The sequence below is a fragment of the Streptomyces sp. CAU 1734 genome (assembly GCF_039888735.1).
Lineage (GTDB): Bacteria > Actinomycetota > Actinomycetes > Streptomycetales > Streptomycetaceae > Streptomyces.
Genome location: NZ_JBDQQP010000014.1, coordinates 235280 through 241928 on the forward strand (window position 1 = coordinate 235280; position 6649 = coordinate 241928).

7 protein-coding genes are annotated in these 6649 nt (G+C 69.3%); 5 read left to right on the forward strand and 2 right to left on the reverse strand.

Annotated elements, in window-relative coordinates; translation table 11 throughout:
• The first annotated feature begins 30 nt into the window (after positions 1-30).
• Positions 31-789, forward strand: a complete 759-nt coding sequence (gene dapB / locus AAFN69_RS26470) for a 4-hydroxy-tetrahydrodipicolinate reductase (protein ID WP_347731281.1) — start codon at positions 31-33, stop codon at positions 787-789.
• 4 nt (positions 790-793) lie between these two features.
• Entirely contained in the window at positions 794-1264 is a 471-nt protein-coding gene (locus AAFN69_RS26475; protein WP_347731282.1) for a tetratricopeptide repeat protein, read from the forward strand.
• A 32-nt stretch (positions 1265-1296) separates the two neighbouring features.
• Here the strand turns inward: AAFN69_RS26475 and AAFN69_RS26480 are convergent, their stop codons facing one another.
• A complete protein-coding gene (locus tag AAFN69_RS26480) occupies positions 1297-1851 on the reverse strand; it encodes a hypothetical protein (RefSeq protein ID WP_347731305.1) in 555 nt (184 codons plus the stop codon).
• A 99-nt stretch (positions 1852-1950) separates the two neighbouring features.
• On the reverse strand, positions 1951-2205 hold the full coding sequence (locus AAFN69_RS26485; RefSeq protein WP_347731283.1) for a hypothetical protein: 255 nt from the start codon (positions 2203-2205) through the stop codon (positions 1951-1953).
• 199 nt (positions 2206-2404) lie between these two features.
• Here AAFN69_RS26485 and thyX point away from each other — a divergent pair, with 199 nt between their 5' ends.
• From thyX to AAFN69_RS26500, 3 genes are all read left to right on the forward strand, one after another.
• Entirely contained in the window at positions 2405-3145 is a 741-nt protein-coding gene (gene thyX / locus AAFN69_RS26490; RefSeq protein ID WP_347731284.1) for an FAD-dependent thymidylate synthase, read from the forward strand.
• A gap of 317 nt (positions 3146-3462) precedes the next feature.
• Entirely contained in the window at positions 3463-4362 is a 900-nt protein-coding gene (dapA, locus tag AAFN69_RS26495; RefSeq protein WP_347731285.1) for a 4-hydroxy-tetrahydrodipicolinate synthase, read from the forward strand.
• Positions 4363-4571: 209 nt separating this feature from the next.
• Complete coding sequence (locus AAFN69_RS26500; RefSeq protein WP_347731286.1) at positions 4572-6257, forward strand: ribonuclease J; 1686 nt, start codon at positions 4572-4574, stop codon at positions 6255-6257.
• Positions 6258-6649 lie beyond the last annotated feature (392 nt).

Below are 6649 nucleotides of genomic sequence, written 5' to 3' on the forward strand. Positions count from 1 at the left end.
GTCACACTCCGTCACACAAGGGATTGAAGAATGAGCAAGCTGCGCGTGGCCGTTCTCGGCGCCGGGGGCCGGATCGGCTCGGAAGCGGTACGAGCCGTCGAGGCCGCCGACGACCTGGAACTCGTCGCCGCCCTCCGCCGGGGCGACCGCCTGGAGACCCTGGTGGACGCCGGAGCCGAGGTGGCGGTCGAGCTGACCACCCCCGCGTCGGTGATGGGCAACCTCGACTTCTGCGTACGCCACGGCATCCACGCCGTCGTCGGCACCACCGGCTGGACCGATGAACGCCTCGCGCAGCTGCACACCTCCCTGGCCGCCTCGCCGGAGACCGGGGTGCTGATCGCCCCCAACTTCTCCATCGGCGCGGTCCTCACCATGACCTTCGCCCGGCAGGCGGCCCGGTACTTCGAATCCGCCGAGGTGGTGGAGCTCCACCACCCGGGCAAGGCGGACGCCCCCAGCGGCACCGCCCACCGCACCGCCCAGCTGATCGCCGGGGCCCGTGCCGAAGCCGGCCTCGGCGCGCAGCCGGACGCCACGGCCACCGCCCTGGACGGCGCCCGGGGCGCCGACGTCGACGGTGTCCGGGTCCACTCGGTACGCCTGCGGGGACTCCTCGCCCACCAGGAGGTCCTGCTCGGCGGCGAGGGCGAGACCCTCACCATCCGGCACGACTCGCTGCACCACAGCAGCTTCATGCCCGGCATCCTGCTCGGCGTCCGCCGCGTCACCGGCGCCCCCGGCCTCACCCTGGGCCTGGAACACTTCCTCGACCTCGGCCGATCCTGATCCCATGCGCGCGAAAATCACCTACGCCATCACGGCAGCCGTCCTGGTCGTCTACTTCGTCCTGGTCGGCAGCCGCGGTGTGATGCTCCTCCAGCAGGGCACCCTGCTCACCGTCACCTTCGGGCTCGCGGTGCTGATCCTGCCGGTCATCGGCGTCTGGTTCCTCTGGGCGAACACCCGCTTCGTCACCCGGGCCAACCGTCTCGCGGCCGAGCTCGACGCCGAGGGCGGTCTCCCGGTCGACGATCTGCCCCGTACCCCCAGCGGCCGGATCGACCGCGACGCGGCGGACGAGGCGTTCGCCCGGCGCAAGGCCGAGACCGAGGACTCCCCGGACGACTGGCGGTGCTGGTTCCGCCTGGCCATCGCCTACCACGACGCCCGCGACACCCCCCGGGCCCGCAAGGCCATGCAGCGCGCCATCGCCCTGCACACCCCGCCCGGAAACGCCGAAGCCGGCCCCTCGGTCACCTGAGAGGCCGGCGGTCGCGCTCGGAGCGGACGCCGTCAGGCCGCCGGGCGGTACTCCGCGCCCCACGCCTCCAGCGTGTCCGCGGCCCGGTCGAAAGCCTCCACCCGGGAGAGGAAGTCGGCGTTGTGGTCCGTCAGCAGCGGCAGCGGATCACCGGCTCCCTGCCGTACGAGCACCAGCGCCTGCCCCTGCACGGTCCGCGGCAGCCCGAGCCACCGCACCGGCTGCTGTACGGTCCGCACCTCCACCACCTTGTTCCACGGCACGGTGGCCGTGGTGAAGAAGCCCACCCGCCGCAGCCCGTGCCGGCTGACCCAGACGCCCACCCGCAGCAGCCGCAGCGAGGCGCCGATCAGGGCGAGCCCCAGGGCCAGACAGGCCGCGGCCCCGGAGAGGGAACCGGCGAAAGCGGTGATCATGGCCGCCAGCAGCACGAACGAGGCGAGCAGCAGCAGCACGGCCGCCGTGCCGACCCGCCATGGACCGGGGCGGTAGGGACGCCGCCACAGGTCATGATCGTCGAAGGGCAGCGCGACATCGTCGGCGCTCGCGTCGAAAGCGCGGTCGGCCGTCAGAAAGGGCAGGGGCACGGCGGGATCCTCACTCACCAGCACACTCGATCGGGGGCTGTGACGGGTGAGGCTACAGAGGCACTTCCCGGCCGACCACCCCCGGGGGGCCGTACGGAGTCAGCGCCGCTCGGCAGCCTCGGACTGCCCGGTCCCGCCCGGGGTCCGCCCCGACTCCAGCGCGGGCAGACCGAAGAGCAGCGAGCCGACCAGCCCGGCGACGACGGTCAGTCCGATCAGCGTACGACCCGTGAGCTCGGAGACGCTCGGACGCTCGCGTGGCGGGGGAGTGACGTTGCTCAGGAAGTCGTCCCCGGCGTCCGCGGGAGCGGGGGCGACGAACGAGAACGGGACGGCCTCACGCCGGCGGAACATCAGGGCACTCTCCTCGGGCTGTGGAATCTCGGTGTGATTCGGGGTGCGACGCAGCGGTGGAATCGCCGCGGCCTCTATCCGTACAGACGCGCAGAACGTCGAATCGGTGCCCGATTTCTCCGAACCCGCCGAAAATCGGCGGCCCGCCGACCCGGCTAGGATGGACGCCGCCCAGCTCAGCCCCTGGAAGGACCCCCCGGTGACCGACAGCCCCGCCGAATCCGCGACACCCAGCTTCCGGGGTGATGTCACCGTCGAACTGGTGAAGCACACCGCGACGGACCAGGACGTCCTGTGGGCGGCCCGCGTCTCCACCGCCGGGGAGCAGTCGCTGGAGGAGTTCCAGAAGGACCCGGAGCGCTCCAAGGGCCTCATCAACTTCCTGATGCGGGACCGCCACGGCAGCCCCTTCGAGCACAACTCGATGACCTTCTTCATCAGCGCGCCGATCTTCGTCTTCCGCGAGTTCATGCGGCACCGCGTCGGCTGGTCCTACAACGAGGAATCCGGCCGCTACCGGGAGCTCCAGCCGGTCTTCTACGTCCCCGCCCAGGACCGCAAGCTGGTCCAGCAGGGCCGCCCCGGCAAGTACGTCTTCGTCGACGGCAGCCCGGAGCAGCACAAGGTCGTCAGCGAAGCCATGGAGGACTCCTACCGCCGCGCGTACGAGACCTACCAGGAGATGCTGGCCGCCGGCATCGCCCGCGAGGTCGCCCGCGCCGTGCTCCCCGTCGGCCTCTTCTCCTCGATGTACGCCACGTGCAACGCCCGCTCGCTGATGCACTTCCTCGGCCTGCGCACCCAGCACGAGCTCGCGAAGACTCCCTCCTTCCCGCAGCGGGAGATCGAGATGGTCGGCGAGAAGATGGAGCGGGAGTGGGCCCGGCTCATGCCCCTCACCCACGCCGCCTTCAACGCGAACGGCCGTATCGCCCCCTGACCGCGCAATCCGCCGAGGCGCCCGGCCCGCCCGCCGGGCCGGCCGGATCCCGAGGTCCCGCCGCCGCGCCCGGCGCCCGCCCGAATCGGGCCCGGCGCGGGCCGGGGACCGGCTCCGGGACCCTGTCGCGGCACAGATGTACGGATTCGTGCGGCGAAGTGTCCACATTGCGGTCTTTCGTGAAGTTCATCTAGGCTGATCAAACGGACCCGGCACTGCTTGAACCCCCGAGCAGGCAGTGCCGGATCCCCATGTCACGATGTACGTCACGTCCTCGGGAGGACACAGCGTGCTGAGCAACGAGTAGCGTGTTCCCCATGGCTCCGATCTCCACTCCGCAGACCCCCTTCGGGCGGGTCCTCACCGCCATGGTCACGCCATTCACGGCGGACGGCGCACTCGACCTCGACGGCGCACAGCGCCTCGCGGCCCATCTGGTGGACGCAGGCAATGACGGTCTGATCATCAACGGCACCACCGGCGAGTCCCCGACCACCAGCGACGCGGAGAAAGACCAGCTCGTACGAGCGGTCCTGGAGGCGGTCGGCGACCGCGCCCATGTCGTGGCCGGAATCGGTACCAACGACACCCGCCACAGCATCGAACTGGCCCGCGCGGCGGAGCGCGCCGGCGCGCACGGCCTGCTCGCCGTCACGCCGTACTACAACAAGCCCCCTCAGGAGGGCCTGCGCCGTCACTTCTCGGCCATCGCCGACGCGACCGAGCTGCCCGTGATGCTCTACGACATCCCTGGCCGCAGCGGTGTCCCCATCGACACCGAAACGATCGTGCGCCTCGCCGAGCACCCCCGGATCGTCGCCAACAAGGACGCCAAGGGCGACCTCGGCCGTGCCGGCTGGGCCATCGCCCGCTCCGGTCTCGCCTGGTACTCCGGCGACGACATGCTCAACCTCCCGCTGCTCTCGGTCGGCGCGGTCGGCTTCGTCTCCGTCGTGGGCCATGTCGTCACCCCGGAGCTGCGCGCCCTGATCGACGCCTACACCAATGGCGAGGTCCAGAAGGCGACCGAGATCCACCAGCGGCTGCTGCCGGTCTTCACCGGCATGTTCCGCACCCAGGGCGTGATCACCACCAAGGCCGCCCTGACCCTCCAGGGCCTGCCCGCCGGCCCCCTGCGGCTGCCCCTCGTGGGCCTCTCGCCGCAGGAAACCGATCAGCTGAAGATCGACTTGGCAGCCGGCGGGGTAGAGCTCTGACCACGGACTTCACAACTGAATACCGCACTGCGCACGCACCGGGTGATTCCCCGGCACAGCCCTGTCAGGGGCCCCCGCCGGGCACACACGGACCGAAGCAGTGAGCACCCCGGCCACCCGGCCGGGCCGAGACAACAACAGCAAGTGCACGAATGTCACGTACGCCACGTGCCTCAGCGGTACGTGGCGTACGTGGTGAGGAGAGTCTTTTGAGTCATCCGCATCCAGAACTGGGCCTTCCGCCCAAGCTCCCCAAGGGCGGCCTCCGGGTCACCCCGCTGGGCGGCCTCGGCGAAATCGGCCGGAACATGACGGTCTTCGAGTACGACGGCCGGCTGCTCATCGTCGACTGCGGCGTCCTCTTCCCCGAGGAGGAGCAGCCCGGTGTCGACCTGATCCTGCCGGACTTCACCACCCTCCGGGACCGCCTCGACGACATCGAGGGCATCGTCCTCACCCATGGTCACGAGGACCACATCGGAGGTGTGCCGTTCCTGCTCCGGCTGAAGCCGGACATCCCGCTGATCGGCTCCAAGCTGACCCTCGCCCTGATCGAGGCGAAGCTCCAGGAGCACCGGATCCGCCCCTACACCCTTGAGGTCACCGAGGGTCACCGCGAGCGCATCGGCCCGTTCGACTGCGAGTTCATCGCGGTCAACCACTCCATCCCGGACGCGCTGGCCGTGGCGATCCGCACCCCCGCGGGCATGGTGGTCCACACCGGCGACTTCAAGATGGACCAGCTTCCGCTGGACCGCCGCCTCACGGACCTGCATGCCTTCGCCCGGCTCAGTGAGGAGGGCATCGATCTGCTGCTCTCCGACTCCACCAATGCCGAAGTGCCCGGCTTCGTCCCGCCCGAGCGCGAGATCTCCAATGTGCTCCGGACGGTTTTCGCCAACGCCCAGAAGCGCATCATCGTCGCGAGCTTCGCCAGCCATGTGCACCGCATCCAGCAGATCCTGGACGCGGCGCACGAGTACGGCAGGCGGGTCGCCTTCGTCGGCCGCTCCATGGTCCGCAATATGGGCATCGCCCGCGACCTGGGCTATCTGCGGGTGCCCGCCGGTCTCGTGGTGGATGTCCGCACCCTCGACGACCTGCCAGACCACGAGGTCGTCCTGGTCTGCACCGGCTCCCAGGGCGAGCCGATGGCCGCGCTCTCCCGGATGGCCAACCGCGACCACCAGATCCGGATCGTCCAGGGCGACACGGTGATCCTGGCCTCGTCGCTCATCCCGGGCAACGAGAACGCGGTCTACCGGGTGATCAACGGTCTGACCCGCTGGGGCGCCAATGTGATCCACAAGGGCAACGCCAAGGTCCATGTCTCGGGCCACGCGTCCGCCGGCGAGCTGCTGTACTTCTACAACATCTGCAAGCCGAAGAACCTGATGCCGGTCCACGGCGAATGGCGCCATCTCCGCGCCAACGCGGAACTCGGCGCGCTGACGGGTGTCCCCAAGGACCACATCGTCATCGCCGAGGACGGCGTCGTCGTCGACCTGGTCGACGGCAGGGCGAGGATCGTCGGCAAGGTCCAGGCCGGCTATGTCTACGTCGACGGCCTCTCGGTCGGCGATGTCACCGAGGCATCGCTGAAGGACCGCCGCATCCTGGGCGACGAGGGCATCATCTCGGTCTTCGTCGTGGTCGACTCCACCACCGGCAAGGTGGTCGGCGGACCGCATGTGCATGCCCGCGGCTCCGGTATCGAGGACTCGGTCTTCGACGCGGTCATCCCCAAGATCGAGGAAGCCATCGCCCGGTCCGGCCGGGACGGCGTCGCCGAACCCCACCAGCTCCAGCAGCTGGTCCGCCGCACCGTCGGCAAGTGGGTCTCGGACACCTACCGCCGCCGCCCGATGATCCTTCCGGTCGTCGTCGAGGTCTGACCTCTGGCGGTCTGACGTCGTACTTCCCGGAGCGGGGCGCCTCGATTTGCATCGGGCGCCCCGCTCCGTTAAGTTTACGGCTCCGCCCGGACGGGTACCCGAAGCTCTCAGCTCCGGGATCGAATACCCCGAATGGGGGCGGGAATTCCGACTCAGAACTTCTGATAAAGTCGGAGCAGCCGAAAGGCGAAAGGCCGGTCCAACTGGCCGCCGAGATGAAAATACGGTCCGGAAACGGGCCGGAAAACATCTGGTAGAGTTGGAAACGTAAGACCGAAGGGAAAGCCCGGAGAGACCCGGAAGGGAATCAAAGGAAGCGTCCGTTCCTTGAGAACTCAACAGCGTGCCAAAAGTCAACGCCAAATATGTTGATACCCCGTCTCCTTCGGAGA

What these genes read in the sequence shown, in the direction of transcription:
- dapA (WP_347731285.1), top strand. Translation starts at nt 3,463, where the DNA reads ATGGCTCCGATCTCCACTCCGCAGACCCCCTTCGGGCGGGTCCTCACC.
- AAFN69_RS26485 (WP_347731283.1), bottom strand. Translation starts at nt 2,205, where the DNA reads ATGTTCCGCCGGCGTGAGGCCGTCCCGTTCTCGTTCGTCGCCCCCGCT.
- AAFN69_RS26475 (WP_347731282.1), top strand. Translation starts at nt 794, where the DNA reads ATGCGCGCGAAAATCACCTACGCCATCACGGCAGCCGTCCTGGTCGTC.
- dapB (WP_347731281.1), top strand. Translation starts at nt 31, where the DNA reads ATGAGCAAGCTGCGCGTGGCCGTTCTCGGCGCCGGGGGCCGGATCGGC.